The organism is Aquipseudomonas alcaligenes (assembly GCF_003205495.1).
GTDB classification, from domain to species: Bacteria; Pseudomonadota; Gammaproteobacteria; order Pseudomonadales; family Pseudomonadaceae; genus Aquipseudomonas; species Aquipseudomonas alcaligenes_B.
In genome coordinates this window covers 191,087-215,052 of record NZ_QJRX01000008.1, presented here as the reverse complement: position 1 = coordinate 215,052, position 23,966 = coordinate 191,087, and the positions used below count along the sequence as shown (strand labels likewise).

19 protein-coding genes, 2 tRNA genes and 1 riboswitch are annotated in these 23,966 nt (G+C 66.4%); of the genes, 6 read left to right on the top strand and 15 right to left on the bottom strand.

Annotation, left to right across the window (positions count from 1 at the left end; genetic code table 11):
- Positions 1 to 14: 14 nt before the first annotated feature.
- The 5 genes from DMO17_RS16200 to rnr form a co-directional block, all read right to left on the bottom strand.
- Entirely contained in the window at positions 15 to 884 is an 870-nt protein-coding gene (locus DMO17_RS16200; RefSeq protein WP_110683506.1) for a hypothetical protein, read from the bottom strand.
- A 34-nt stretch (positions 885 to 918) separates the two neighbouring features.
- The gene (gene rpsR, locus DMO17_RS16195; protein ID WP_021701047.1) at positions 919 to 1,149 is read right to left on the bottom strand and encodes a 30S ribosomal protein S18; all 231 of its coding nucleotides are present in this window, start codon (positions 1,147 to 1,149) and stop codon (positions 919 to 921) included.
- 28 nt (positions 1,150 to 1,177) lie between these two features.
- Complete coding sequence (rpsF, locus tag DMO17_RS16190) at positions 1,178 to 1,591, bottom strand: 30S ribosomal protein S6 (protein ID WP_110683505.1); 414 nt, start codon at positions 1,589 to 1,591, stop codon at positions 1,178 to 1,180.
- 170 nt (positions 1,592 to 1,761) lie between these two features.
- Positions 1,762 to 2,514, bottom strand: a complete 753-nt coding sequence (rlmB, locus tag DMO17_RS16185; RefSeq protein WP_110683504.1) for a 23S rRNA (guanosine(2251)-2'-O)-methyltransferase RlmB — start codon at positions 2,512 to 2,514, stop codon at positions 1,762 to 1,764.
- A complete protein-coding gene (gene rnr, locus DMO17_RS16180; RefSeq protein WP_110683503.1) occupies positions 2,511 to 4,994 on the bottom strand; it encodes a ribonuclease R in 2,484 nt (827 codons plus the stop codon). Before rnr ends, rlmB begins: the two co-directional genes overlap by 4 nt.
- 196 nt (positions 4,995 to 5,190) lie before the next feature.
- On the opposite strand from rnr, the gene DMO17_RS16175 reads away from it, so the two are divergent.
- Both DMO17_RS16175 and DMO17_RS16170 read left to right on the top strand, forming a co-directional pair.
- Positions 5,191 to 5,277: transfer RNA gene (locus tag DMO17_RS16175), tRNA-Leu, on the top strand.
- Between the two features lie 106 nt (positions 5,278 to 5,383).
- A tRNA-Leu gene (locus DMO17_RS16170) sits at positions 5,384 to 5,470 on the top strand.
- A gap of 102 nt (positions 5,471 to 5,572) precedes the next feature.
- On the opposite strand, the gene DMO17_RS20235 is transcribed toward DMO17_RS16170, so the two are convergent.
- Together DMO17_RS20235 and DMO17_RS16160 are read right to left on the bottom strand one after the other, a co-directional pair.
- On the bottom strand, positions 5,573 to 7,507 hold the full coding sequence (locus DMO17_RS20235) for a methyl-accepting chemotaxis protein (RefSeq protein WP_110683502.1): 1,935 nt from the start codon (positions 7,505 to 7,507) through the stop codon (positions 5,573 to 5,575).
- A gap of 141 nt (positions 7,508 to 7,648) precedes the next feature.
- Positions 7,649 to 9,094: a TolC family outer membrane protein gene (locus tag DMO17_RS16160; RefSeq protein ID WP_110683501.1), complete on the bottom strand. Its 1,446-nt coding sequence runs from the start codon at positions 9,092 to 9,094 to the stop codon at positions 7,649 to 7,651.
- A 198-nt stretch (positions 9,095 to 9,292) separates the two neighbouring features.
- Positions 9,293 to 9,399, top strand: a riboswitch (TPP riboswitch).
- 80 nt (positions 9,400 to 9,479) lie between these two features.
- Here DMO17_RS16160 and thiC point away from each other — a divergent pair.
- Positions 9,480 to 11,363, top strand: coding sequence for a phosphomethylpyrimidine synthase ThiC (gene thiC, locus DMO17_RS16155; RefSeq protein WP_110683500.1), 1,884 nt, complete (start codon positions 9,480 to 9,482; stop codon positions 11,361 to 11,363).
- A 56-nt stretch (positions 11,364 to 11,419) separates the two neighbouring features.
- Here thiC and DMO17_RS16150 read toward each other — a convergent pair whose 3' ends face one another.
- From DMO17_RS16150 to DMO17_RS16115, 8 genes are all read right to left on the bottom strand, one after another.
- On the bottom strand, positions 11,420 to 12,169 hold the full coding sequence (locus DMO17_RS16150) for an RsiV family protein (protein WP_110683499.1): 750 nt from the start codon (positions 12,167 to 12,169) through the stop codon (positions 11,420 to 11,422).
- Between the two features lie 112 nt (positions 12,170 to 12,281).
- Positions 12,282 to 13,487, bottom strand: coding sequence for a DUF1302 family protein (locus DMO17_RS16145; protein ID WP_110683498.1), 1,206 nt, complete (start codon positions 13,485 to 13,487; stop codon positions 12,282 to 12,284).
- The gene (locus DMO17_RS16140; protein ID WP_110683497.1) at positions 13,487 to 14,269 is read right to left on the bottom strand and encodes an outer membrane lipoprotein-sorting protein; all 783 of its coding nucleotides are present in this window, start codon (positions 14,267 to 14,269) and stop codon (positions 13,487 to 13,489) included. Before DMO17_RS16140 ends, DMO17_RS16145 begins: the two co-directional genes overlap by 1 nt.
- 11 nt (positions 14,270 to 14,280) lie before the next feature.
- Complete coding sequence (locus tag DMO17_RS16135) at positions 14,281 to 15,168, bottom strand: hypothetical protein (RefSeq protein ID WP_110683496.1); 888 nt, start codon at positions 15,166 to 15,168, stop codon at positions 14,281 to 14,283.
- Positions 15,161 to 17,686 (bottom strand): efflux RND transporter permease subunit, encoded by a 2,526-nt coding sequence (locus DMO17_RS16130; protein WP_110683495.1) that lies wholly within the window; start codon positions 17,684 to 17,686, stop codon positions 15,161 to 15,163. Before DMO17_RS16130 ends, DMO17_RS16135 begins: the two co-directional genes overlap by 8 nt.
- Positions 17,683 to 18,897, bottom strand: a complete 1,215-nt coding sequence (locus DMO17_RS16125) for an acyl-CoA dehydrogenase family protein (RefSeq protein WP_181418802.1) — start codon at positions 18,895 to 18,897, stop codon at positions 17,683 to 17,685. Before DMO17_RS16125 ends, DMO17_RS16130 begins: the two co-directional genes overlap by 4 nt.
- A 2-nt stretch (positions 18,898 to 18,899) precedes the next feature.
- A complete protein-coding gene (locus DMO17_RS16120) occupies positions 18,900 to 20,648 on the bottom strand; it encodes a HesA/MoeB/ThiF family protein (RefSeq protein ID WP_181418801.1) in 1,749 nt (582 codons plus the stop codon).
- Between the two features lie 226 nt (positions 20,649 to 20,874).
- Entirely contained in the window at positions 20,875 to 21,753 is an 879-nt protein-coding gene (locus DMO17_RS16115; protein WP_181418800.1) for a PAS domain S-box protein, read from the bottom strand.
- 256 nt (positions 21,754 to 22,009) lie between these two features.
- Between DMO17_RS16115 and DMO17_RS16110 the strand changes: the two genes are divergently transcribed.
- The 3 genes from DMO17_RS16110 to cpdA all read left to right on the top strand — a co-directional run bounded on the left by DMO17_RS16110 (position 22,010) and on the right by cpdA (position 23,964).
- Positions 22,010 to 22,609: an NUDIX domain-containing protein gene (locus DMO17_RS16110; protein ID WP_110683491.1), complete on the top strand. Its 600-nt coding sequence runs from the start codon at positions 22,010 to 22,012 to the stop codon at positions 22,607 to 22,609.
- Positions 22,600 to 23,052, top strand: coding sequence for a DUF1249 domain-containing protein (locus tag DMO17_RS16105; RefSeq protein ID WP_110683490.1), 453 nt, complete (start codon positions 22,600 to 22,602; stop codon positions 23,050 to 23,052). Before DMO17_RS16110 ends, DMO17_RS16105 begins: the two co-directional genes overlap by 10 nt.
- Before the next feature lie 96 nt (positions 23,053 to 23,148).
- The gene (gene cpdA / locus DMO17_RS16100) at positions 23,149 to 23,964 is read left to right on the top strand and encodes a 3',5'-cyclic-AMP phosphodiesterase (protein WP_110683489.1); all 816 of its coding nucleotides are present in this window, start codon (positions 23,149 to 23,151) and stop codon (positions 23,962 to 23,964) included.
- Positions 23,965 to 23,966 lie beyond the last annotated feature (2 nt).

The window sequence follows — 23,966 nt, the reverse complement described above, 5'->3', positions numbered from 1 at the left end:
TTACCTCTTAACTTTTAACCTTCACCGTTCGCGGGGCCAGCGCCGTTCTTGCGCGCGAGGCGTCCGCGAAAATCAAACAGACCGTCGATAACCGCCAACAGACAAATCAGGTTCCCAGCCAGCAATACCGCCACGTACAGACCGATGACCCAGAAGCTGGAAAGACGCTTCAGGGCGATCAAACCATGACCCAGCCCGACACCGGCAAACAGCAGCGGCACCATGCAGATCGGTGACAACGCAGCCGCCTCGACGCCCAACGCCGGAGCGAGGAGCACACCGGCCAGCAGAGCGATGGCCAGAGCTGGGGGCAAGCGAACCGCGCGGAATTCCTGTCCGAAGCCGCCGGGGTTGAACAGCGCCGCCTGCCAGTAGCGCGCCAGTACCAGACAGAGCAGCGATGCGGCCTGGAAGGAGGACGCAATCAACCCCGTCAGAGTCGGTTTCAGCGACTCCTGTACAGCGGCGAGCTGGTCGGCCGGCAGATCCTTCATCAGCTGGGGAATCATCGGCCGGACAGCGTCCACCAGCGACTCGATCAGCCCTCGGGATACGGTGCTCAATAACGCGATGAACACCATGCCAAGCACGACACTGGACAACAGCACCCAGACCCAGGAGGTGGTGGCGCGCAGAACCTGCGCCAGCACCAGCGTACCGGCCATGATCAGGAGGATGCTCGGATCACCGAGGTACCACCAGAGCAAGGCGGGCAACAACGCCCAGAACAGAATACTCAACGCGTCGCTCAGGCCACGCCGCAGCAGCACCAAACCACCACCGGCGGCACCCAGCCAGAACAACAACGGTACAGCTATGGAACCCGCCACCCCGAGGGTGGCCTGCATGCGGCCGCGCATCACGAATTCAGCAAAGGCGCGCATGCGATCTATCTCTCAGCTCTCGAACGACCCGATCTCAGCGGCCGTGGCTGTCGGTGTAGGGCAGCAGGGCCAGGTAGCGGGCGCGCTTGATAGCGACGGCCAGCTGACGCTGGTACTTGGCCTTGGTACCGGTGATACGGCTGGGAACGATCTTGCCGGTTTCGGAGATGTAGGCCTTCAGGGTGTTGAGATCCTTGAAGTCGATCTCTTTCACACCTTCGGCGGTGAAACGGCAGAATTTACGACGACGGAAGAAACGTGCCATGAATGTGGCTCCTCAATAGATCCGTGGATTACTCGTCAGCGTTGTCGCTGTTGTCACCGTCTTCGCCTTCGGCGGATTCGGTTTCAACGCGCTCACGGCGCTCGCGGCGCTCGCTGCGGTTTTCTTCGGCCTTGAGCATCTCGGACTGGCCGGTAACGGCTTCGTCGCGACGGATGATCAGGTTACGGATCACGGCGTCGTTGTAGCGGAAGTTGTCTTCCAGCTCGGCCAGGGCCTTGCCGCTGCACTCGACGTTCAGCATCACGTAGTGAGCCTTGTGAACGTTGTTGATGGCGTAGGCCAGCTGGCGACGACCCCAGTCTTCCAGACGGTGGATTTTGCCGCCGTCTTCTTCGATCAGCTTGGTGTAACGCTCGACCATGCCGCCGACTTGCTCGCTCTGGTCCGGGTGAACCAGGAAGATGATTTCGTAATGACGCATGAATGCTCCTTACGGGTTGCAGCCTGCCAACGGTAGTGTGGTCAGGCAAGGAGTGAATGACTCGTTTGGACTTGCCGAAGCGAAGGCGCACAAGCGCCTGCCGTCACGGCAAGGGGCGACATTCTAGAGAAGCCCCCTGCCGCGCGCAAGGCGAATTGGCGATTATTTGATCAGACCTTGCCCGCCGCGCGACGCTGGCGCACCGCCTCGAACAGGCACACACCGGTGGCCACCGAGACGTTGAGGCTGCTGACGCTGCCGCCCATAGGCAGCTTCACCAGGTAGTCGCAGTGCTCGCGGGTCAGGCGGCGCATGCCCTTGCCCTCGGCGCCCATCACCAGCACCGTGGGACCGGTCATGTCCAGCTGGTACAGCTCCTGCTCGACCTCGCCGGCGGTGCCGACCACCCACAGGCCCTTCTTCTGCAGCTTTTCCAGGGTGCGCGCCAGGTTGGTCACCGCCACCAGCGGGATCACCTCGGCCGCGCCGCAGGCCACCTTGCGCACGGTGGCATTGAGGGTGGCCGACTTGTCCTTGGGCACGATCACCGCCTGGGCGCCAGCGGCGTCGGCGGTGCGCAGACAGGCGCCGAGGTTGTGCGGGTCGGTCACGCCGTCCAGCACCAGCAGCAACGCCGGGCCCTCGCTGCGCTCGAGCAGCTCGTCGAGCATGTTCTCGCCCCATACCTGGCTCGGGCTGACCTCGGCAACCACGCCCTGGTGCACGCCCTCGGCCCACTCGTCCAGCTCCTGGCGGTCCTTGTGGCCGACCGCCACGCGGTTCTGCCCGGCCAGTTCGAGCAGGCTCTGCACCCGCGGATCATGCCGGCTCTCGGCCAGCCAAAGCTGCTTGACCCGCTTGGGATGGTGGCGCAGCAGCGCCTCGACGGCATGTACGCCGTAGACCCTCTCCAGCTGGCTCATCGCTTGGCCTTGCGCTTGCTCGGCTTGCCGCCGTCGGCAGCACCACCGGCCTTGGGCGCGCCCTTGCGATGGGACGAGGGCTTACCACCCTTGCCACCACCCTGCTTGGCCCCCTCGAGCAGAGCCTTCTTCACGTCGCGGCTCTTCTGCACATCGGTATTGCCCGGGCCCGGCGCCTTCTTGCGGCTATCGCCGCCGCGACCGCGGGGCACCGGTGCCTTGTCGGCCTTGCCTTCGCTCAGCTCGAAGTCGATCTTGCGCTCGTCCAGGTCGACACGCATGACCTTGACCGCCACGCTGTCGCCGAGACGGAAGCTGCGGCCGCTGCGCTCGCCCGCCAGGCGATGGTGCACCGGGTCGAAGTGGTAGTAGTCACCCGGCAAGGCGGTGACGTGCACCAGGCCCTCGACATAGATGTCCTTCAGCTCGACGAACAGGCCGAAGCCGGTCACCGCGGTGATCACGCCCTCGAAAGTCTCGCCGACGCGATCCTGCATGAACTCGCACTTCAGCCAGTTGACCACGTCGCGGGTGGCCTCGTCGGCGCGGCGCTCGGTCATCGAGCACTGCTCGCCGAGCTTCTCCAGCGCCGCCTCGTCGTACGGATAGATGCGTGCCTTGGGCATGCTCGCCGCACCGGCGCGCTGCACGTGCTTGGTCTCGCGCTTGGAGCGGATCACGCTGCGGATGGCGCGGTGCACCAGCAGGTCCGGATAGCGGCGGATCGGCGAGGTGAAGTGGGTGTAGGCCTCGTAGTTGAGGCCGAAGTGGCCGTTGTTGTCGGCGCTGTAAACCGCCTGGCTCAGCGAGCGCAGCATCACGGTCTGGATCAGGTGGAAGTCCGGGCGCCCCTGGATGCTGGCCAGCAGCTTCTGGTAGTCCTTCGGCACCGGCCCCTGCTTGCCCTTGTGCAGCGCCAGGCCCAGCTCGCCGAGGAAGGCCTTGAGCTTCTCCACCCGCTCGGCCGGCGGGCCGTCGTGCACACGGTACAGCGAGGGAATATCGTGATCCAGCATGAAGCGCGCGGTGGCCACGTTGGCCGCCAGCATGCATTCCTCGATCAGCTTATGCGCGTCGTTGCGCTGGGTCGGGCGGATCTCGGCGATCTTGCGCCCGGCGCCGAAGACGATGCGCGTCTCCTGGGTCTCGAAGTCGATGGCGCCGCGCTCGTGGCGGGCGGCTAGCAGCACCTTGTACAGGGCGTAGAGTTCCTTGAGGTGCGGCAGGACCTGCTTGTACTCCTCGCGCAGGGCCTTGCCCTCGCTGCTCTTGGGCTGCTCCAGCATGTAGCTGACCTTGTTGTAGGTCAGCCGCGCATGGGAGTGGATCACCGCCTCGTAGAACTGGTAGTCGACCAGCTCGCCGGACTTGGACATGCTCATCTCGCAGACCATGGCCAGGCGATCGACCTGCGGGTTCAGCGAGCACAGGCCGTTGGACAGCTCCTCCGGCAGCATGGGCACCACGCGCTCGGGGAAGTACACCGAGTTGCCGCGCTTCGAAGCCTCTTCGTCCAGCGCCGAGCCGACCTTGACGTAGTGCGACACGTCGGCGATGGCCACATAGAGCTTCCAGCCGCCGGAGAACAGCTTCCAGCGACCGCTGTTCTTCTCGCAGTAGACGGCGTCGTCGAAGTCGCGGGCGTCCTCGCCGTCTATGGTGACGAACGGCAGGTGGCGCAGGTCGACGCGATTCTCCTTGTCCTTGTCCTCCACCTCGGGCTTGAGCTTGCGCGCCTCCTTGAGCACCGCCTCGGGCCAGACATGCGGGATGTCGTAGCTGCGCAGCGCCACGTCGATCTCCATGCCCGGCGCCATGTAGTTGCCGATCACCTCGACGATGTCGCCCTGCGGCTGGAAGCGCGCGGTCGGCCAGTGGGTGATCTTGATCTCGACGAACTGGCCGATCTTGGCGCCGGCGGTGCGCCCCGGGGTGACCAGCACTTCCTGCTGGATCTTAGGATTGTCGGCCTCGACGAAGCCGATGCCGGCCTCCTCGAAATAGCGCCCGACTATGGTTTCGTGGGCACGTTCGATCACCTCGACGATGGCGCCCTCGCGGCGGCCACGGCGGTCCAGGCCGGAGACGCGGGCCAGCGCGCGGTCGCCGTCGAACACCAGGCGCATCTGGGCCGGACTGAGGAACAGGTCGTCGCTGCCGTCGTCCGGCACCAGGAAGCCGAAGCCGTCGCGGTGCCCGCTGATGCGGCCGCGGATAAGGTCGAGCTTGTCCACCGGGGCGTAGGTGCCGCGGCGGGTATAGATGAGCTGGCCATCGCGCTCCATGGCGCGCAGGCGGCGCCGCAGCGCTTCCAGCTGCTCATCGGTGGTCAGGCCGAATTCGGCCACCAGCTCCTCGCGGGCGGCGGGGGAACCGCGCTCGGACAGGTGCTGCAGGATCAGCTCGCGGCTGGGAATCGGGTTATCGTATTTTTCCGCCTCGCGGGCGGCCTCAGGATCGAGGGATTGCCAATCGGCCATTAAGTGAAATCACCTTTACGCATATATAGAGGGTGTGCCATACCCCTATTGAAGCGCGAAACGGCATCGGGGGTCAGCACAATAATTTTTTCGCCGTCAGGGGTTTACAAGCAAAAACGGCGTCCGTATAGTTCGCGCCCACAACGTTGCTGAGACGTTGTAACACGGAAACGACCGAGTAATCATAGTTTCCCGTGCCCAGGTGGCGGAATTGGTAGACGCACTAGGTTCAGGTCCTAGCGGTGGCAACACCGTGGAAGTTCGAGTCTTCTCCTGGGCACCACTCTTCAGAAACCGAGCGACAGCTCGGTTTCGCATTTAACGGAGCAGCTTCCGTACCGCCAAAAGCGGTGAATGCTGCAAAAGTCGGCGAGCAATCGTCGCAATGTGCCCAGGTGGCGGAATTGGTAGACGCACTAGGTTCAGGTCCTAGCGGTGGCAACACCGTGGAAGTTCGAGTCTTCTCCTGGGCACCACTCTTCAAAAAAAAACCGAGCCAATGGCTCGGTTTTTTCGTTTCTGCCGCCTGAAAACCCTCTCGACGAGAGCAGCCAGGCCGCTCCCACCAATCCGTAGCTTTAGACCTTGAACTGGGCGAAGCTGGCCTTCAGCTGGCTGACCAGTCCATCCACCACCCGACCACTGACCGCCGTCTCGCTGACCGCCTGGGCCGCACGCTGGGCCTCGCTGTGGATCACCTCGACCCGGCCGCGTACCGCCGAGGCGCCGTCCGCCTGGTGGGCAGCCGAGCGGGTGGCGGTGTCGATGGCACCATGCACCTCGTCCACCGAGGCCTGCACCGACTGCTGCAGGCGCGCGCTGTCGCGCAGGGCCTGCAGCCCCTCGGCCGCCTGGCCGCCGGCCTGGCCGATCACCGCCACCGCCTCGCGGGCGCCCTGCTGCAGGGCGGTGATGTGCGCCTGGATGTCGCCGGTGGACTGCTGGGTCTTGCTCGCCAGGGCACGCACCTCGTCGGCCACCACGGCGAAGCCGCGGCCGCTCTCCCCGGCCCGCGCCGCCTCGATGGCGGCATTCAGCGCGAGCAGGTTGGTCTGCTCGGCGATGGACTGGATCACCGTCAGCACCACTTCGATCTGCTCGCTCTGCTTGGCCAGCTTCTCGATCACCGCCGAGCCGCTCTCCACCCGCGCCACCAGCGCCTCGATCAGGCTGCCGACCTTGGCGGCGATGGCCGCATTCTCGTGCGCCGCCTGGCGAATCGCCGCGACCCGCTGCTGGGCATCGTGCATGGCCTGGCTCTCGGCCTGGGCCGCAGCCGCCATTTCCTCCAGGGCCTGCAGGCTGCCGGCCACCTCGTCGCGCTGACGCCCGGCCGCCGCTTCCGCCGCCGCGCTGCGCTGGGCCAGGCTGCGGATCTCCTCGCCGGTACGCTGGGCCACTTCGCCGGCCTCGCGCACGATCGGCTGCAGCTTGGCGATGAACTGGTTGACCGCGTCGGCCATCTCGCCGACCTCGTCGTTGCTGTCCAGCTGTACCCGGCGGGTCAGGTCGCCCTCGCCGGCGGCCAGGTCCTTGAGCGCGACGATCAGCAGCTGCAGGCGGCTGAGCACACGCCAGCCGAGCACCAGGGCGACCACCGCCAGGGTCAGCAGGCCGACCACCAGCAGGCCGCTGGCGATACGCCAGCGCAGGCTGTCGGCCGCCTGCTGCACGGTCTCGCTGCCGTTGCGCGCCATGTCCGCGGTAGCCTGCTCGGCCAGCTGCAGACGCTGCTGCAGGGCCTGGGTACTTTCCTGGGCAGCCCCCGAGAGGCTCTTGTCGACCAGCTCGCCGGCACTGCCGACCAGGGTGGCGAAGCGCGCATCCAGGGCGCCCAGCTCCTGCTCAACGCCATCCAGCGACATGCCCAGCTGGACCTTGCCGATGGAAGCGCCCATCGGGTTGATGTCGACTTCGACCATGTGCACCTTGGGGTCGCGAGAGGCGGCGTCGACCAGCTTGGCCAGCGCCGTGTCGCCCTGCCCGGCCGCCACCAGCTCGCGCACCCGCGGGCTGCTGCGGTTGAAGTTGCGGGTCAGGCGCTGGCCCTGGGCGTCGTAGAACACGGCGAAGAGCACTGCAGGATCACGCTGGACGATGCGGGTCAGCGCGGTCAGTGCTGGTGCGTCGTTGTCCCAGATGGCCTTGGGCGCGACACCGGCGAGCAGCTGGGCGATGGAGTTGCCGGACTGTTTGAGGTTCTGCTCCAGCACCTGGCGCAGCTGCGCCTGCTCGTCCTTGAGCTGGCCGGACAGACCACTGGCCAGGCGTTCTCGGGTATTGGTGGAGAGAGCGGCCAGGCCGGCGCGCATCTCCTCCTCGGCGCTACCCAGCTCACCGGCCAGGCGCTGGCTTTCGCCCCCCAGGCGCTCGGTCAGATCGCTGACCAGGCCGTCCACGGTGGCACGCGTCAGCCACACGGCCAAACCGACCTGGGCCAGCATGGCCAGCCCCAGGGCAATGAATACAGGACGCAGCAGACGGCTGCGCAACAGCGAGAACAGAACGGACACTGCGGAACTCCCTCCGGTCAGGCGACCCTATACCTGTGCATCGGCCGCATTCGGCAAAGCTGAAGCTAAGGCAAGGTATAGGCCAAATGCCAGCATAAAAAAAAGCCCCGCGCGGGGCGGGGCTTTCTTCACTGGTTCGACTCAGTACTCCGGGTTGCCCTTGAGCTGGGCCTCGGCGGCCTTGGCCAGGTCCGGCGGGAGGAAGTCCTTGTCCGGGTCGTAGTCCGGCTTGAGGAAGCTCGACAGGGCTTCCAGGTCGGTCGGCGCCAGGGTACCGGCGGCCTGCTTCAGGCGCAGGTTGTTGAGGATGTAGTCGTAGCGGGCGTCGTTGTAGTTGCGCACCGAGCTGTACAGCTGGCGCTGGGCATCGAGCACGTCGACGATGTTGCGGGTACCGACCTGGTAGCCGATTTCGGTGGCTTCCAGGGCGCTCTGGTTGGAGATGATCGACTGCTTGCGCGCCTGCACGGTTTCCACGTCGGTGTTCACCGCACGGTGCAGGTTGCGCGTGTTCTCGACGATCTGCCGGCGCAGGCTCTCGCGCTCCTGCTCGCTCTGGCTCAGGCGCTGGTAGGCCTCGCGCACCTGGGAGCTGGTCAGGCCGCCACTGTAGATCGGGATGTTCAGCTGCAGGCCGATGCTGGTCTGCTCGGCATCGCCGTTGTAGGGCGAGGACAGGTCGCTGTTGGTGAAGCCGAGGGAATCGTTGTCGCCCTTCTGGTACTGGGCCACGGCATCTAGGGTCGGCGCATGGCCGGCCTTGCGCTGGCGCAGGGTCTCCTCGGCGGCATCGACCGCGTAGTTGCTGGCCTGCAGGTTGAGGTTCTGCTGGGCGGCGGTGTCCACCCAGGCCTTGGCGTCGTTGGGCGTCGGCGCCAGCACCGGCAGGGTGTGCTGGATGCCTTCGATGGAGGCGTACTCGCGGTTGGTCAGGGTGACCAGGGCCTGGAAGGCGTCCTCCACGGCACGCTGGGCGAGGATGCGGTTGGCGCGGGCGGTATCGTAGCCGGCCTGGGCTTCGAGGACGTCGGTCTTGTCCGATAGGCCCACATCGAAACGCTCGTTGGCCTGGTCCAGCTGACGCTTGAACGCCGCTTCCTCGGCCTTGGTCGAGGCCAGGGTGTCCTGGGCGCGCAGCACGGCGAAATAGGTCTCGGCGCTCAGCAGGATCATGTTCTGCTCGGTGGCCGAGAGCTGCAGGGCCGCCTGCTGGTCGGTGGCCTTGGCCGCCTGGAACTGGTACCAGCGGTCGGCGCGGAACAGCGGCTGGCTCAGGTTGGCCCGGTAGGACAGGCCGCTGCGCGAAGAGTCCAGATCATCGATATCGCGCCGATCGACCTGGGTGTCGGTATTGGTCGCATCGGCTCCGGCGGACAGGTTCGGCAGCAGGCCGGCGCGCGCCTGCGGCACCACCTCGCGGATCGCCTCGTAGTTGGCCCGTGCGGCGGCCAGGTCGGCGTTGTTCTTCACCGCCTCGTTATAGACGGTGACCAGGTCGGTCTTGCTTGCCAGGGGGGCGTCTTCGGCCCAGGCCATTCCTGTGGTGGCAGCAGCTACTGCGAGCGCCAGAGAGAGTCTGCGTAGCATGATCAATCCTAGATACGGGGGTAATCGGGCAAGGCTAAGGTGGCCGCCGACCCTGGTCAAGGCAGCCGCCGGACAGTTTGCAACAAGCTTTGTTGCCTGACTGCAACAATTTCCACATCCCACCGGCCAGGTTGCGAATTCCCGACGAAACGCCGGGTGCCCATTGGTGTTCCGCAGCGGGCTTGATTAGACTGCCGGCAGTTCTTGTCGGGGTGCCCAGAGTCGTGGGCTGAGATCGGACAGTTCCGGATCCCGTTGAACCTGATCAGGTTAAGGCCTGCGTAGGGAACAAGATGTGCTCGCCGCCCTGGCGACCCCCTCTGGCACCGCCCCCGGTGCGCCCGCCGCCTTCAGGTTCGCTCCGACAACCAGCCCGGAGAAGCCGATGAGCGTGCAACACCAGAAGAACCTCAGCGAAAGCGCACAGGTCGACCAGCAGTCCGTACAGCCCTTCCCCCGTTCGCAGAAGGTCTACGTGCAGGGTTCGCGCCCGGACATCCGCGTGCCGATGCGCGAGATCAGCCTGGACGTCACCCCCACCGCCTTCGGTGGCGAGATCAACGCCCCGGTCACCGTCTACGACACCTCAGGCCCCTACACCGACCCCGCCGTGCAGATCGACGTACGCAAGGGCCTGCCGGACGTACGCAGCGCCTGGATCGAGGATCGTGGCGACACCGAGAAGCTGCCGGGTCTGTCCTCCGAGTTCGGCCAGCGCCGCCTGAACGATGCCGAGCTGGCCAGGATGCGCTTTGCCCACGTGCGCAACCCGCGCCGCGCCAAGGCCGGGCAGAACGTCAGCCAGATGCACTACGCCAGGCAGGGCATCATCACGCCCGAGATGGAGTTTGTGGCCATCCGCGAGAACATGAAGCTGGCCGAGGCCCGCGAGGCCGGCCTGCTGAAAGAGCAGCATGCCGGGCAGAGCTTTGGCGCCAGTATCCCCAAGGAAATCACCCCCGAGTTCGTCCGCAGCGAGATCGCCCGCGGCCGCGCCATCATCCCGGCCAACATCAACCATGTGGAGCTGGAGCCGATGATCATCGGCCGCAACTTCCTGGTGAAGATCAACGGCAACATCGGCAACTCGGCGCTGGGTTCTTCGATCGAAGAAGAAGTGGCCAAGCTGACCTGGGGCATCCGCTGGGGTTCGGACACGGTCATGGACCTGTCCACCGGCAAGCACATCCACGAGACCCGCGAATGGATCATCCGCAACTCGCCGGTGCCGATCGGCACCGTACCGGTCTACCAGGCGCTGGAGAAGGTCGGCGGCATCGCCGAGGACCTGACCTGGGAGCTGTTCCGCGACACCCTGATCGAGCAGGCCGAGCAGGGCGTGGACTACTTCACCATCCACGCCGGCGTGCTGCTGCGCTATGTGCCGCTGACCGCCAAGCGGGTCACCGGCATCGTCAGCCGCGGCGGCTCGATCATGGCCAAGTGGTGCCTGGCGCATCACAAGGAGAATTTCCTCTACACGAACTTCGAGGAAATCTGCGAAATCATGAAGGCCTACGACGTCAGCTTCTCGCTGGGCGACGGCCTGCGTCCGGGTTCGATTGCCGACGCCAACGACGCCGCGCAGTTCGGCGAGCTGGAAACCCTCGGCGAACTGACCAAGATCGCCTGGAAGCACGATGTGCAGACCATGATCGAAGGACCCGGCCACGTGCCGATGCAGCTGATCAAGGAGAACATGGACAAGCAGCTGGAATGCTGCGACGAGGCGCCCTTCTACACCCTCGGCCCGCTGACCACCGACATCGCCCCCGGCTACGACCACATTACCTCGGGCATCGGTGCGGCGATGATCGGCTGGTTCGGCTGCGCCATGCTCTGCTACGTCACGCCCAAGGAGCACCTGGGCCTGCCGAACAAGGATGACGTGAAGACCGGCATCATCACCTACAAGATCGCCGCGCATGCCGCCGACCTCGCCAAGGGCCACCCGGGCGCGCAGATCCGCGACAACGCCCTGTCCAAGGCGCGCTTCGAGTTCCGCTGGGAAGACCAGTTCAACCTCGGCCTCGACCCGGACACCGCGCGTGCCTTCCACGACGAGACCTTGCCCAAGGAGTCGGCCAAGGTGGCGCACTTCTGCTCCATGTGCGGGCCGAAGTTCTGCTCGATGAAGATCACCCAGGAGGTGCGCGAGTACGCCGCCGAGCACGGCCTGACCGACGAGCAGAAGGCCATCGAGGCCGGCTTCGCCGAGCAGTCCGAGCGTTTCAAGGAAGAAGGCGCGGTGATCTACAAGCAGGTCTGAGCCGCGCTGCAGAGCTGAAAAAGCCGGGCATGCCCCGGCTTTTTCATGTGCGCCGTTCAGCGCGGCGAGGGAAAGTAGATGGGCTTGAGGATGCCGTTCAGCCGCGCGTAGGGAATGCGCAGGTCGGGATGACCGCTGGAGTAGGGGGCGATACGGCCGACCTCGTACTTGAGCATCACCGAGCCGCGCAGCAGGGCGACGTTAGCGGTGCGCACGAAGGGCCATTCGGCCTGGTAGTCCAGGTCCTGGTCCAGGCCATTGGTCTTGAGCCAGGCCTGGTGCGCCAGCTCGGCCTGTTGCCAGAAGGCGACCTGCTCGTCCGGCAACAACAGGTCATCGAGGCTCAGCAGGCGGCCCTTGTCGCGGTCGTAGTTGAGGTAGGCGCGCCCGGGGATACCGTGGGCGCCACCGGTGAAGCGGTAGCTGGACAGCTCGATCACCACCAGGCGGCCGTGCTGCTCCAGCACCTTGGCCTGCAGGTAGCTCATCCAGCCCGGCTTGGCCGTGGCCAGGAACTCCTGCTCGTAGAGCGCCAGCGAGGGTGGCGGCGGATCGCCCGGCAGCTCGATGGTCAGCTTGAGCAGCTCCTGCTCGATGCGCGCGTTGAGCTCCGGCAGATCGTCGAAGGTCTGCAGATCGATATTGATCAGCGCGCAGTCCTTGCCCTCGCAGCCCGGCGCGCGGTGCTCCCAGGCCTGGCGACTGACGGCCAACCCCGAGTCGGGCTTGGCGGCGAGCAGCAATGCCTGGCAACCACTGAGCAGGAGCGACAGGGACAGCAGGCCGGCAACGGCGATGGCACGCATGGATTCTCCTCGGGACGGCGACGGGCGTTTCGACTGCACGCCGCACCCGGCGTTCCCGGGTGCGGCGGCGGCCATTGTCGCCGCCCGCGCGGCGCCATCCAAGTGGGCCGAATCACAGGCTGAAGTCGCGGCGCACCTGCAGGTAGACACGGTCGCGGTTGTCGAACTGGCCGTACTGGGTGCTCTGCCCGCCACTGAAGGCGATGTAGCCGGCCTCCAGGTACCACTGGTTCCAGGGCCGGTAGCCGAGGTTGGCCTTGACTAGGTGGCTGCTCTGCACCTCGCGGTTGTACAGCCAGAGCACCCCGGCGTTAAGGCGCTGCTTGGACCAGTCCTTGAGCAGCGCCGCCGAGGCTTCCCAGCCGGTCTCGCGCGGCAGGCTGTCCGGCGCGCCATGACGGTGGCTGACCGTGGCCTGCAGGTTGACCGTCCACTCGTTGCGCGTCAGGTCGAGGCCGAGCAGCGCCGCCGACTTGGGCACGTTCTCCGCGCCTTCCGGGGTCTGTAGCGGTTCGTTGAACAGGTGCACCAGATCGCCGCGCACCACCCAGTCGCCGGCCGGGCGGGCGAACGAGGCGCCGACCAGGCTGCGCCGGCGCTGCTGTTCGACCATCTGCCCCTCATCCATCACATACAGCGGGTCGGGGCTGAGGCCGTCGAACAGGTAGAAGTCCAGGTCGGTGCCGTCGACCAGCATCTTGCCGCGCCAGCCGATGTCCGGGCGCTCGTGCTCGTCGTCCTCGTCCAGCCCCTCCGGCCGCCCGGCGATGGCGAAGTCGGCACCAGCCGGGGCGTAGCGGGTGGTCTTGGCCCTGGGCGCGACGACGAACTGCTGTTCCAGGCTGTCGCCGTAGACCTCCACCACCGCCATCGGCCGGGTCTGCCGGCCGAGGGAGTAGTCGTCGATGTAGGGCAGCAGGAACTCGCGCAGGTCCAGCGGGTTGAGCACGTCGACCAGGCGGAAGTAGTCGCCGCGGCCCCAGGCGATCTGCTGCTGGCCGAGGCGCCATTGCCAGTTGTCGCCGACCCAGGTCAGGTAGAGTTCGCGCAGGTCCTGATCGGACTCCATGCGATCCTCCAGCTTGCCGCCGGCATCGTCGTACTGGCTGCGGTAGCGACCGAGCAGCACGCTGTCGAGAGTCCAGTTGCCCTGGCTGATGCGGCTTTCCAGCAGCGCCTCGACGCGGTGGCCGGAGCTGCTGGCGCCGGTGGTGTCGTGGTGGTAGCCGTCCTCCAGGTGGCCGCGACCGCTCAGGCTCGCGGCGGCCAGCGGCAGGCTGAACAGGGCACAGGACAGGCCGAGCAAGGGTGCGCGCATCAGCGAATCCCGTTGCGCAGGGCGCGCTCGCTGAAGTTCTGGTCGCCGAGGTCCAGGTTGTAGTCGGCGGCGGTGCGCAGCAGGCGGGTCTGGCCACCCTCGACCAGGTTGCTCATCAACGATTCGTTGACCGTCCAGAAACCTTCCACCTGGCTCACATCGACCACTTCGAAGGTCTTGATCTGGCGGCCGCCACGGAAGAACTCGTCGCGCAGGATCAGCTGACGCTCGCGGTCGACGTACACCAGGCGCTGGCTGTAGCCGGTGCGCGGGTTTTCCAGACCGTCGGCGGTGCGCGCTTCGATCACGTAGACCGGGCGGCCCTTGTACTCCTCCTCGCGCAGCAGCCGGTACTGGTAGTCGTCGACGCGCATGCGCTCGATGTCGGCGAAGGAGAAGTCGGTACCGAGGAACGGACCTTCCTTGGAGTTGGTGGCGATGCGCCGGGTCTTGCGCAGCGCCGGCAGGTACAGCCACTGGTCGTCCTCGCGGGCCTGGGCCTCGGCATAGCTGTGCATGAGGATGCCGGTGCCGGCGGTATCGCTGGGCGCGGTGAAGTACAGGGTGGACTTGCGCTCCTCGCCGTACTCCTTCTCCAGCATCAGCAGCTTGCGCTCGCGCACGAAGCCGTCGGCCATGGTCTGCACCAGGGTCACCTCGGAGCGGCGGTCCTGGCCTTCGTCGCGGTCGCGCACGGCGCGCATGATGGCGGCGGGGTCGAGGGCCTCGGCGAGGGCCGGGAAGCTCAGCAGCAGGCCGAGGGCGAGCAGGGAAATACGCATGGCAAAACTCCTTAACGACAGTCGACTGTCAGGTAGCTGTTCGGGGTGGACGACCACTGCGCGGTGGTCTCCAGGTGGTAGCCGGGCAGGCTCGGGACTTCGGCGTGCTCGCGGCCCAGGGCGACCAGCTTGAGGCGCTGGAAGTCCGGCCGCGCCAGGTCCTGCAGGTCGCGGCTACGCAGGCTCTCGGCGACCAGGTAGAACTGCGCCACCTCGCCGTCGCTGGCCGGCAGGCCGGACTCGCCATTGAGCACCTGGCGCAGGTAGACCAGGATGTCGGCGGCCGAGTAGGCCTGCAGGCTGCGCTGGCGCAGGCTCGCGGTAGCCTGCTGCAGTGCCTGCAGGGTGACGCTATGGGGTGGCACCGGCCCTGCGGCCTGCAGCGCCCACTCCTGCAGGTGCAGGCCCTGCAGGGCGCCCTCGGCGCCGCTGGCTACCCGACAGCCGGGGGCGAAGTCGGCGGCCAGGCGCCTGGCGTAGTGCTGCAGCAGCTCGGCCTTGTCCGCCTCGGCATAGGGCCGCGCCAGGCGCAGCCAGAAGTGCGTGCCGTCGCCGGCGCTGGTGACCAGGCGCGGGCCGAGCAGCGGATGGCGCTCCACCAGCCCGGCCAGGGTCTGCAGGCCCGCGGGGGTCAGCTCGCGGGTCTCGATCAGGCGACGGAAGCGCACGTCGTCACCCTGGGCGGCGATGGCATTGGTGCTGGCCAGGCTGTCCAGGGACTGGATCGGCGTGCGCCCCCGGGCATCCTTCACTTCCCACAGGTTCTGCGTGGCGCCGACCAGGCGCTGCAGGTGCCCGGCCTGGTACAGCTCGCCGCCCGGGTAGAGGGTCAGCGCCAGCCAGTCCTGGGCGCCGGCCGGCAGGGCCAGGCAGAGCAGCCAGAGCAGGTGCTTATGCATTGGCCGGCTCCAGCTGCGCCTCGGCCTGTGCCACCCGGGCGGCATTGACGAAGACCGGCAGTACCAGCAAGGCGAACAGTGCGGCCAGCAGCATGGTCAGGGAGATGAAGAGCCCCAGGTTGACCAGCGACTGGTAGCCCGACAGGCACAGCACCAGGAAACCCAGGCCCAGCGCGAAGGTGTTGATCAGGATCGGCTTGCCGCTGTGCTGCAATGCCGACTGGGTCACCTGCTCCGCCGTACCCCGGCTGCGCCGCATCGCGGCGATCACGTGGATGGCATAGTCGATACCGATACCCACGGAAATCGCCGCGATGATCGAAGTGCCGATATCCAGGTCGGTGCCGGTCAGCGCCATCAGCGCGCCGATGCCCACCAGGGTGAAGAGCAGCGGCAGCAGCGCAGCGAAGCCCAGGCGCACCGAGCGGAACATGGCCATGACCATCAGCGCGATCAGCGCCAGCGACAACAGGATGCTGCTGACCTGCCCCCACACCACCGCATCGGTGGTGGCTACCAGCACCTCGCCATAGCCGGACACGCGCACGGTCATGCCGGCCGGCAGCACCTCGCGGGCCTTGGCCAGGGCATCGCGCATCACCGCACCGACCTCGGAAGAGCGATCGGTATGCAGGATCGCCAGCACCCGGCCGTTCTGGAAGCGGCGGTCGACCACGTCGAACAGGTCGCGACCATTGGCGTTCTCGTAGAGCAGGTAGTACTGCGCCAGCAGGGCCGCGCTGATGTCGTCCGGCAGGCGGTACTGCTCGGCGGCGAAGGTATCCTGGGTCACCTGGTGCAGGCGCTTGACGAAGTCGGCCGGCGAATAGGTGAAGCCGACCAGCGGCTGCTGGCGCAGGTGTTCCTGCAGCCTGGCCACGCCCTGGATCACCGCCGGATCCTTGAAGGCGTCGGCCCTGTCGCTTTCGATCATCACGCTGATCGGCGTGGTGCCGCCGAACAGGGCGTTGATCGCCGCATCGTCCTGACGGATGCGGCTATCGTCCTCGAAGTAGCCGATCACCTGGTTGTCCACGGTCAGGTGTTCGACCACGTACCAGCCACACAGCAGGATGGCCGCCAGCATGCCGAAGGCCAGGCGCCTGCCGTAGCGGGCGAAGCGGCCGAGGGTCGCGATCATGCGGTCCAGGCGGTCGCTGGCCAGCAGGCCGTGGCGCGGGGCCTCGGCCCGCCAGAGGATCAGCAGAGCCGGCAGGAAGACGATGGTGATCAGCCAGGCGAAGAAGATGCCGATCCCGGTGAATAGACCGAACTCGCGAATGAAGGTGACATCGGTCCAGGCCAGCGAGAGGAACCCTCCCAGGGTGGTCGTGGAGGTCACAAACATCGGCCAGAACAGCTGTCGCATCACCTGCGCAGCCGTGTCGATGCGTGCCTGGCGATCCGGTTCGGGCGGCAGGTTGCGGTAGTAGTCGGCAAGGAAGTGGATGGCGTCGCATACCGCGATGGAGATGATGAACACCGGCATGATCGAGGTGATGATGTTCTGCTTCACCCCGCAGGCGGCCATCAGGCCGAGGGTCCAGATCAGGCTCAGCACGGCGATCAGCAGCGGCACCACCACACCCTGCACACGGCCGAAGCTGACGAACAGCACCAGCAGGATCACCAGCAGTACCGCCGGCAGCAGGGTCTGGTTGTCCTGCTCCATGTTCGACGCGGTCTGCGCGGCGATCATCGGCGGGCCGCTGAGGTAGATGCGATCGTCGCCCTGCACCTTGTCGGTGATGTCGACGATGGCCTGGTACACCTGCAGCATGGCCGGCGAGTCGTCCTGGGCGATGTTGAACTCGACCTGGATGGTGGTGGCGCTGCCGTCGCGCGAGACCAGGCTGTCGAGGAACAGCGGGTTGCCCATGGCCTCGGCACGCAGGGCGTCGAGCCCGGCCTGGTCGGCGGGCACGCGCGGCATCAGCGGATGCACGTCGAGCGCCTCGTCGATGGTCAGCAGGTTCTCGATGGTCACCAGGCTGCGCACCTTGCGGATCGGCACCAGGCGCGTGTGCAGGCTGTCCAGCCAGGCTTCCTGGGTATGGCTGAGCTCGCCGGCCTCGGCCAGGCGCTGCTTGAGCGCGGCCAGGCGCGGTTGGTCGGCCGGGGTCAGGCCGCCTTCGAGGATGGCCTCGACATCAGCCTGCAGGCGCGGATCCTCGGCCAGCGCGCGCAGCTTGTCGCTGTCGGCCGGCAGGACCATCTCGATGGCCTGGAAGGCGCGGGTCAGCTCGGCCACCCGCTGCAGGCTGTCCGGGTTGAAGATATTGCCCTGGGGGTTTTCCAGGGCGACGAAGGCCTGCTCGCCGGTGTTGGAGAACAGCCGTTTGTTGTCGGCATCGGCCATCCGGCTGGGGTGGCTCTTGTCGATCATGTAGGGCGTGCTGTTGATCTCAAGGCGCCCCAGCGCGACCACCGCCGCAGCGGTGATCAGCAGCAGGATGGCGAGCATCAGCCAGGGCCGGTGCAGCATCCTGGAGAGCAGCGTGAAGGCGCGGGTCTTCATGCGGCGGCTCCTGCGCCGGTATAGGCGTCCAGGCGCAGGTCGTCCTTGGCCTTGCTGCGGTTCTGCGCCTCGGCCACCAGGTTGGCCCAGATCACCGTCTTGTGGATCTCGCTGGTGCCGCCGGCGAAGAACAGGCCGATGGAATCACGCAGCAGACGCTCGAAGTGGAAGTCGCGGCGGTAGCCGTAGTTGCCGTGGATGCGCATGGCATTCAGGCAGGCCTCGTGCATCGCCTCGCTGGCCAGCATCTTGATGATCGAGGCCAGGGTCGAGCAGTCGCGGCCTTGCTCCAGGGCGGCGAGACCACGCACCACCACGCTGCGCAGCAGCTCCAGCTGGGTGTAGGCCTGCACGATGTGACCCTGTACGTACTGGTTGTCGCTGATCGGCCGGCCGAAGGCCTCGCGCTTGAGGCTGTACTGCAGGCACTCGTCGATCACCGGCTGCATGCAGCCGACGATGGACACACCGGTGAAGATGCGCTCGACCAGGAAGCCGAAGTACAGCACGCGCAGGCCCTGGCCTTCGCTGCCGACCAGGCTGTCGGCGTCCAGCGCCACGTCATTGAAGGTCAGGCTGCCGATCGGTGTGCCGCGGTTGCCCATCAGCTCGAACGGCGCGGACTGCACCAGGCCGGGGGCGGCCGTCTCGGTGATGAAGCAGGAGATGGCGTTGGGGCCGGCCTCCTCGAGACGGGCGAAGGTCATGCAGATGTCCGCCACCGGAGCGTTGGTGATGTTCCACTTCATGCCGTTGAGACGGTAGCCAGCACCATCGCGACTGGCCGCCAGTTTCAGCGAGCGCACGTCGGAGCCGCAACCCTGCTCGGTGATGGCGAAACAACCGATATTCTCGCCGCTGATCAGCGGCGGCAGCCAGCGCTGCAGCTGCGTCTCGCTGCCGTAGCTGAGCAGCGCGGCCTGCACCAGCGCCACCTGTGCGACAAAGGAGACCAGCACGCCCATGTCCTGGCAGCCCTCGGAGAAACCCTCCAGCGCCGCGGAGAATTCCCACACGCCGAGGCCCTGGCCGCCGAAGCGCTCGGGCATGTGTACGCCGAACAGGCCACTGCTGCCCAGGGCGCGCCACAGCTCGCGGTCGAAACCCAGTTCCTGGTCACGCTGGGCCGAGGTCGGGCGCACCAGTTCGCGGCCGACCCGCAGGTAGTGTTCGCGAATCGCCTGCTGTTGTTCGTTCCAGATACCGTTCATGTTCATGCTCCTATGTGCAGGGTGTTCTGCTGCTTGGCGTCGCGCAGCCGGGAAAGGAATTCGTCGCCCTCGAGCTCGATCAGCGCCTCGATCTGCGCCACCCGCTCGTGGTCGATGGCATCCAGGCGCAGCCAGAAGGGATGCACCTCGCGGCCCTGGTAGCGGTTGGCGTAGAGGTGTTCGGCGGGGATGCAGGCGGTACGCGCCGGCATGATCTGCGGGCGGAAGCCGAAGAAGCTGAGGTTGCGCAGGGTCACCTGGCGTTCGCCGTCGCCGACCATCGCCGCCACACCACTGTCGGCGCGGCACAGCAGGCGGCCGTAGGCGCTGAGCAGGAGCATGCCGGCCTTGGCCTCGAGCACCGGGTCGCCGACCTGGGCCTTGGTCACCCGGCCGATCTCGCGCACTTGTTCCACCGGCAGGTCCTGCAGCTCGCCGATCTGCGCGTAGAGGTCGCGACCGAAGGCGGTCTCCACGCCGAAGGCCGGGCGCTGCTCGTCGTCGAAGCGCTTGCCGCGGGCGATCGGCGCCTTGAGGGTGGAATAGGCCAGCAGCTGCTGATCGCTGTCGCGCACCAGGACGATATGCACGTCCTCCTGGGCCAGGTGCTCCAGCGGCTCGGCATGCAGTTGGCGCAGCGCCGCCACCTGCGGGTTGATGAAACCGACCTTGGCGTAATGGACGAAGGCAAAGCGCAGCAGCTGGCGGGTCAGCTTGTTGTCCAGCTGGTAGTTGGGAATGGCGTAGGTGGCGATGCCGGCGCGGCGGTCGATGCAGAACTGCTGGTAGCCCTGCAGGCCGGCCAGCAGTGGCGCCTGGTAGTGCTTCACCGAGCGTTCGAGGAAGAACGCATCGGGTCGCTCCGGCGGCAGCTGGCGCCACTGCGCCAGGGCCTGTCGCCCCTGCTCCAGCTGATGCTGGTGCTCGCGTTCGGCCTGGGCGTCGCGGCGCCGGGTCAGTTCCCAGACGTCGACATAGATGGCGTCGCGCACCGGGCGGCCATTGACCAGGTCGAGCACCAGCGCGGTGGCCAGGGTGCCGAACAGGTGGGCGGCGATACCCAGCTGCGAGGTGTAGTCCTTGCCGGCCAAGTGGCGGTCGAGCTCGGCGTACATCTCCAGCGGCACGCATTCCACCGGCACCAGGAAGCTGCAGGCCTGCATCGGATCGAGGGTGGCCACCTGCTCGGCGCTCAGCTGGTTGTCCAGCACCTGCAGGTCCGGGTTGCGGTAGTCGAACACCGGAATGTACTGCGCGGCGGCCATGTCGTAGCCGCAGACCACCGGCTTGTACTGGCGCTGGCAGATGCGGTGCAGGAGGAACTTCATCTCCAGGCCGGCGCGGCCGGTGACGTCGATGGCGTCCACCACCACGTCGGCCTGGGCGACCATGGCCTCGACGTTGTCCGGGGTGACGCCATGGCCGTGCAGCTCCAGCTTGATATAGGGGTTGATCTGCCGCACGCGCTCGGCGAATACCTCGACCTTGGCCCGACCGACGTCGCTAGCCACCATGTTCTGCCGGTTGGCGTTGTTCAGCTCGTAGCTGCCGTTGTCGGCGAGGATCAGGTGTTCGGCGCCACTGCGCACCAGGAGCTCGATCACGCTGCCGCCGGTGGAACCGCAGCCGGCGATGAGAATTACCGCCTCGCGCAGGCCGCACTGGTCGTCGCTGCTGATGAACCCGGCATTGCGCAGGGTGAGTTCGCGGTAGAACTGGTCGTGATCCAGGGGAGGCTGTGGATGGGTCATGGGTTGCGTCCTGCTGAATGGGAAGGCGGGCATCCTATTCAGCGTTTTAATGGCACAACAAGGACCAATGGGAGCTCGCTGTCATTAACCAATAAATGACGCAAGATATTGTTTTATATAGACATTTTATATGTGATCACAGAGATTTGACGCCCACAAACGACGACCGCCCCGTAATGGGGCGGTCGGTCATGCAACTGTCATCGAAAAAGTCGCTCGCGAGGCTCTAGCTCACCAGTTTGTGCAGATCCTGCGGCACCCTGGCCAGCTCCCAGAGAAAGCTGTCGAGCTTGAAGGTGGAAGTACGGATCTTCTCCTCCATGTCCTGCAGTTCGCGGCATACCTCCTGGTAGCGCTGCTCGCGGCGAACGGCGGCCAGCGCCTCGTTGATCCGTTCGGGCTGCGCGCCGATGTACTCGCGCACGCGCTTGCCATCCTTCTGCGGACGCACCAGATAGAGATAGCGCTGCTGATGCCAGTATGGCGTGGCGGCGATGCGCGGCGAATCCTGCAGGGCCGCGAGCTCGGCCAGCAGGTTCATGCGCAGGGACCTGAGGCTGTCCAGCTGCTCGGAGATGCGCCAGACCTTCTGCCCCAGGCTCTCCTGGTCGCCGAGCTTGTCGGCATGGCTCTCGCGGTGGGAAATGTCGGTGATGGTCAGCAGGCTGCCGCGATCGCTGCCGTCGGCGCTCGGGATGGGGGCGGCGCTCATCTGCACCCAGCGCACTTGCCCATCACCGGCCTGGATACGCATCGGATAGCGCTCGGCAGAGGGCCCCTGGCGGCGCTGCATCAACACCACCTCGACCAGGTCGGCACTGATCACCTGGGCCAGCGGCCGGCCCAGCACCTCGGTCGGGGCATAGCCGAGGAACTGCTGCATGAAGGGGTTCATGTAGGTGACGCGGCCGAAGGGATCGAGCACTACCAGTCCTTCCTGAGCCTGCTCCACCAGGTTCTGGTAGCAGCGCGTGTCGCCGGTGCTATAGCAGCTGGCGACCTGCAGCCCGGGCTGCGCACCGAACTCGGCGTCGGTATAGGCCACCGGGATATCCGTGTCCGGATCGTATTGCTTGAGCAGATCGATCAGCTCGGCAGCGCGCATTCCACACCTCCCTGTTGAAGTCGCCATGGGCCGCTCCGAGTATACTCGGCGACACCCGATGAAAAAGGCTTTCATCTGCGAAATGCCCGGCAATTCGGCATATCTGCCGCCATGTTGCGGCCATTAAGCAGGAAGCCGGCGAACCTCCAGTGCCGCAGGCGTTTCGCCAGCTTGCCAAAGCACCAGCGCGGCGCGCACATTCAGTACCATTACCGACACGGGGCGCGGGCCCCGCTGCGATACACGAGGGGGATACATGTCACAGGCCGATGTCGAGCTGATCCAGCGGGAGACCTGCTTTCAGGGCTTCTACCGCCTGGACCGCCTGCACCTGCGCCATCGCCAGTTCGCCGGCGGCATGGGCCCGCAGCTGAGTCGCGAACTGTTCGTGCGCCACGATGCGGTCTGCGTGCTGCCCTATGACCCGCAGCGCGACGCCGTGGTGCTGGTGGAGCAGTTCCGCGTCGGTGCCCTGGACAAGAGCAGCAACCCCTGGCTGCTGGAGCTGGTGGCCGGCCTGATCGACCCGGGCGAGCAGCCCGAGGACGTCGCCCACCGCGAAGCCGAGGAAGAAGCCGGCCTGCAGCTGACCGCGCTGTGGCCGATCACCCAGTACTATCCCTCCCCTGGCGGCTCGGACGAGCGCGTGCACCTCTATGTCGGCCGCTGCGACAGCCTGGGCGTCGGCGGCGTGCACGGCCTGGCCGAGGAAGGCGAGGACATCCGCGTGCATGTCTGGCCGCTGGAGGACGCCCTGCAGGCGGTGAAGGACGGCCGTATCGACAACGCCGCCAGCATCATCGCCCTGCAGTGGCTGGCGCTGAACCGCGCCGAAGTGCGAGGACTGTGGTCATGAACCTGCTGCGCGAGCGCTACCGGGTCGACCTGGTCGAGCTGCAGGCCGCTTGCGAAGCCAACTACGCGCGCCTGCTGCGCCTGCTGCCGGACATGCGCGAGGCACAGGGCGAGCGACGCGTGGCCCTGAGCCAGGGCGACCTGCTGCTCGGCGTACTGCTGATCCGCGTCACCGAGAACTGCCCCTACACCACCACCCTGGAAGTGCGCCAGGAGCACAGCCTGCCCTGGCTGCCGGTGCCGCGTCTGGAAGTGCGCGCCTACCACGACGCGCGCATGGCCGAAGTGATAGGCGCGGAAAATGCCCGGCGTTTCCGCGGCATCTACCCCTACCCCAATGCTGCCATGCACCAGCCGGACGAGAAGACCCAGCTCAACCTGTTCCTCGGCGAGTGGCTGAGCCACTGCATCGCCTGCGGTCACGAGCTGATACCCGTCCTGTGATCACAACTGCGCAAATGTGACAGGTTCACGTTTGTCGGGTTTACCGAATCGCATTTCACCCACCATAATCCTGGGAACCCGTTCAGGAGTTGGCCCTTGTCGCGCCCGTCGTCTCTTGCCTCCGATCGCCCGGTGCTGCTGGTGCAGCTCTCGGACAGTCACCTATTTGCCGAGGAAGACGGCAAGCTGCTGGGCATGAACACTCGCGACAGCCTGGAGAAAGTCATCGCGCGGGTGCAGGCGGAACAGCCGCAGATCGACCTGATCCTCGCCAGCGGCGACCTCTCGCAGGACGGCAGCCTGGTGTCCTACCAACGCTTTCGCGACCTCAGTGCGCAGCTCAACGCGCCGGCCCGCTGGTTCCCCGGCAACCATGACGAACTGCCGGCGATGCATGCCGCCTGCAATGGCAGCGACCTGCTGCAGCCGGTGGTGGACCTGGGCCACTGGCGCATCACCCTGCTCGACTCCTCGATCCCCGGCGCCGTGCCCGGCTACCTGGCCGAGGACCAGCTGCAGCTGCTGGAGCGCGCCCTGAGCGAAGCCCCCGAACGTCACCACCTGGTGTGCTTCCACCACCACCCGGTCTCCATCGGCTGCCGCTGGATGGAGCCGATCGGCCTGCGCAATCCGGAAGCCCTGTTCGCCGTGCTGGAGCGCCACACGCAGGTGCGCGCAGTGCTCTGGGGGCATATCCACCAGGAGTTCGACCAGCAGCGCGGCGGCATTCGCCTGCTCGCCTCGCCCTCGACCTGTGTGCAGTTCGCCCCCGGCAGCGAGGAATTCCAGGTCGACACCACGGCACCCGGCTACCGCTGGCTGCGCCTGCACGCCGACGGGCGGCTGGAGACCGGCGTGTCGCGGGTCACCGGCATCCACTTCGAAGTCGACTACAGCGTCAAAGGCTACTAAGT

What these genes read in the sequence shown, in the direction of transcription:
- DMO17_RS16200 (WP_110683506.1), bottom strand. Translation starts at nt 884, where the DNA reads ATGCGCGCCTTTGCTGAATTCGTGATGCGCGGCCGCATGCAGGCCACC.
- DMO17_RS16130 (WP_110683495.1), bottom strand. Translation starts at nt 17,686, where the DNA reads ATGAAGACCCGCGCCTTCACGCTGCTCTCCAGGATGCTGCACCGGCCC.
- DMO17_RS16110 (WP_110683491.1), top strand. Translation starts at nt 22,010, where the DNA reads ATGTCACAGGCCGATGTCGAGCTGATCCAGCGGGAGACCTGCTTTCAG.
- rlmB (WP_110683504.1), bottom strand. Translation starts at nt 2,514, where the DNA reads ATGAGCCAGCTGGAGAGGGTCTACGGCGTACATGCCGTCGAGGCGCTG.
- DMO17_RS16150 (WP_110683499.1), bottom strand. Translation starts at nt 12,169, where the DNA reads ATGCGTGCCATCGCCGTTGCCGGCCTGCTGTCCCTGTCGCTCCTGCTC.
- rnr (WP_110683503.1), bottom strand. Translation starts at nt 4,994, where the DNA reads ATGGCCGATTGGCAATCCCTCGATCCTGAGGCCGCCCGCGAGGCGGAA.
- DMO17_RS16125 (WP_181418802.1), bottom strand. Translation starts at nt 18,897, where the DNA reads ATGAACGGTATCTGGAACGAACAACAGCAGGCGATTCGCGAACACTAC.
- thiC (WP_110683500.1), top strand. Translation starts at nt 9,480, where the DNA reads ATGAGCGTGCAACACCAGAAGAACCTCAGCGAAAGCGCACAGGTCGAC.
- DMO17_RS16140 (WP_110683497.1), bottom strand. Translation starts at nt 14,269, where the DNA reads ATGCGTATTTCCCTGCTCGCCCTCGGCCTGCTGCTGAGCTTCCCGGCC.
- DMO17_RS16160 (WP_110683501.1), bottom strand. Translation starts at nt 9,094, where the DNA reads ATGCTACGCAGACTCTCTCTGGCGCTCGCAGTAGCTGCTGCCACCACA.
- DMO17_RS16145 (WP_110683498.1), bottom strand. Translation starts at nt 13,487, where the DNA reads ATGCGCGCACCCTTGCTCGGCCTGTCCTGTGCCCTGTTCAGCCTGCCG.
- DMO17_RS16115 (WP_181418800.1), bottom strand. Translation starts at nt 21,753, where the DNA reads ATGCGCGCTGCCGAGCTGATCGATCTGCTCAAGCAATACGATCCGGAC.
- DMO17_RS16135 (WP_110683496.1), bottom strand. Translation starts at nt 15,168, where the DNA reads ATGCATAAGCACCTGCTCTGGCTGCTCTGCCTGGCCCTGCCGGCCGGC.
- rpsR (WP_021701047.1), bottom strand. Translation starts at nt 1,149, where the DNA reads ATGGCACGTTTCTTCCGTCGTCGTAAATTCTGCCGTTTCACCGCCGAA.
- rpsF (WP_110683505.1), bottom strand. Translation starts at nt 1,591, where the DNA reads ATGCGTCATTACGAAATCATCTTCCTGGTTCACCCGGACCAGAGCGAG.
- DMO17_RS16120 (WP_181418801.1), bottom strand. Translation starts at nt 20,648, where the DNA reads ATGACCCATCCACAGCCTCCCCTGGATCACGACCAGTTCTACCGCGAA.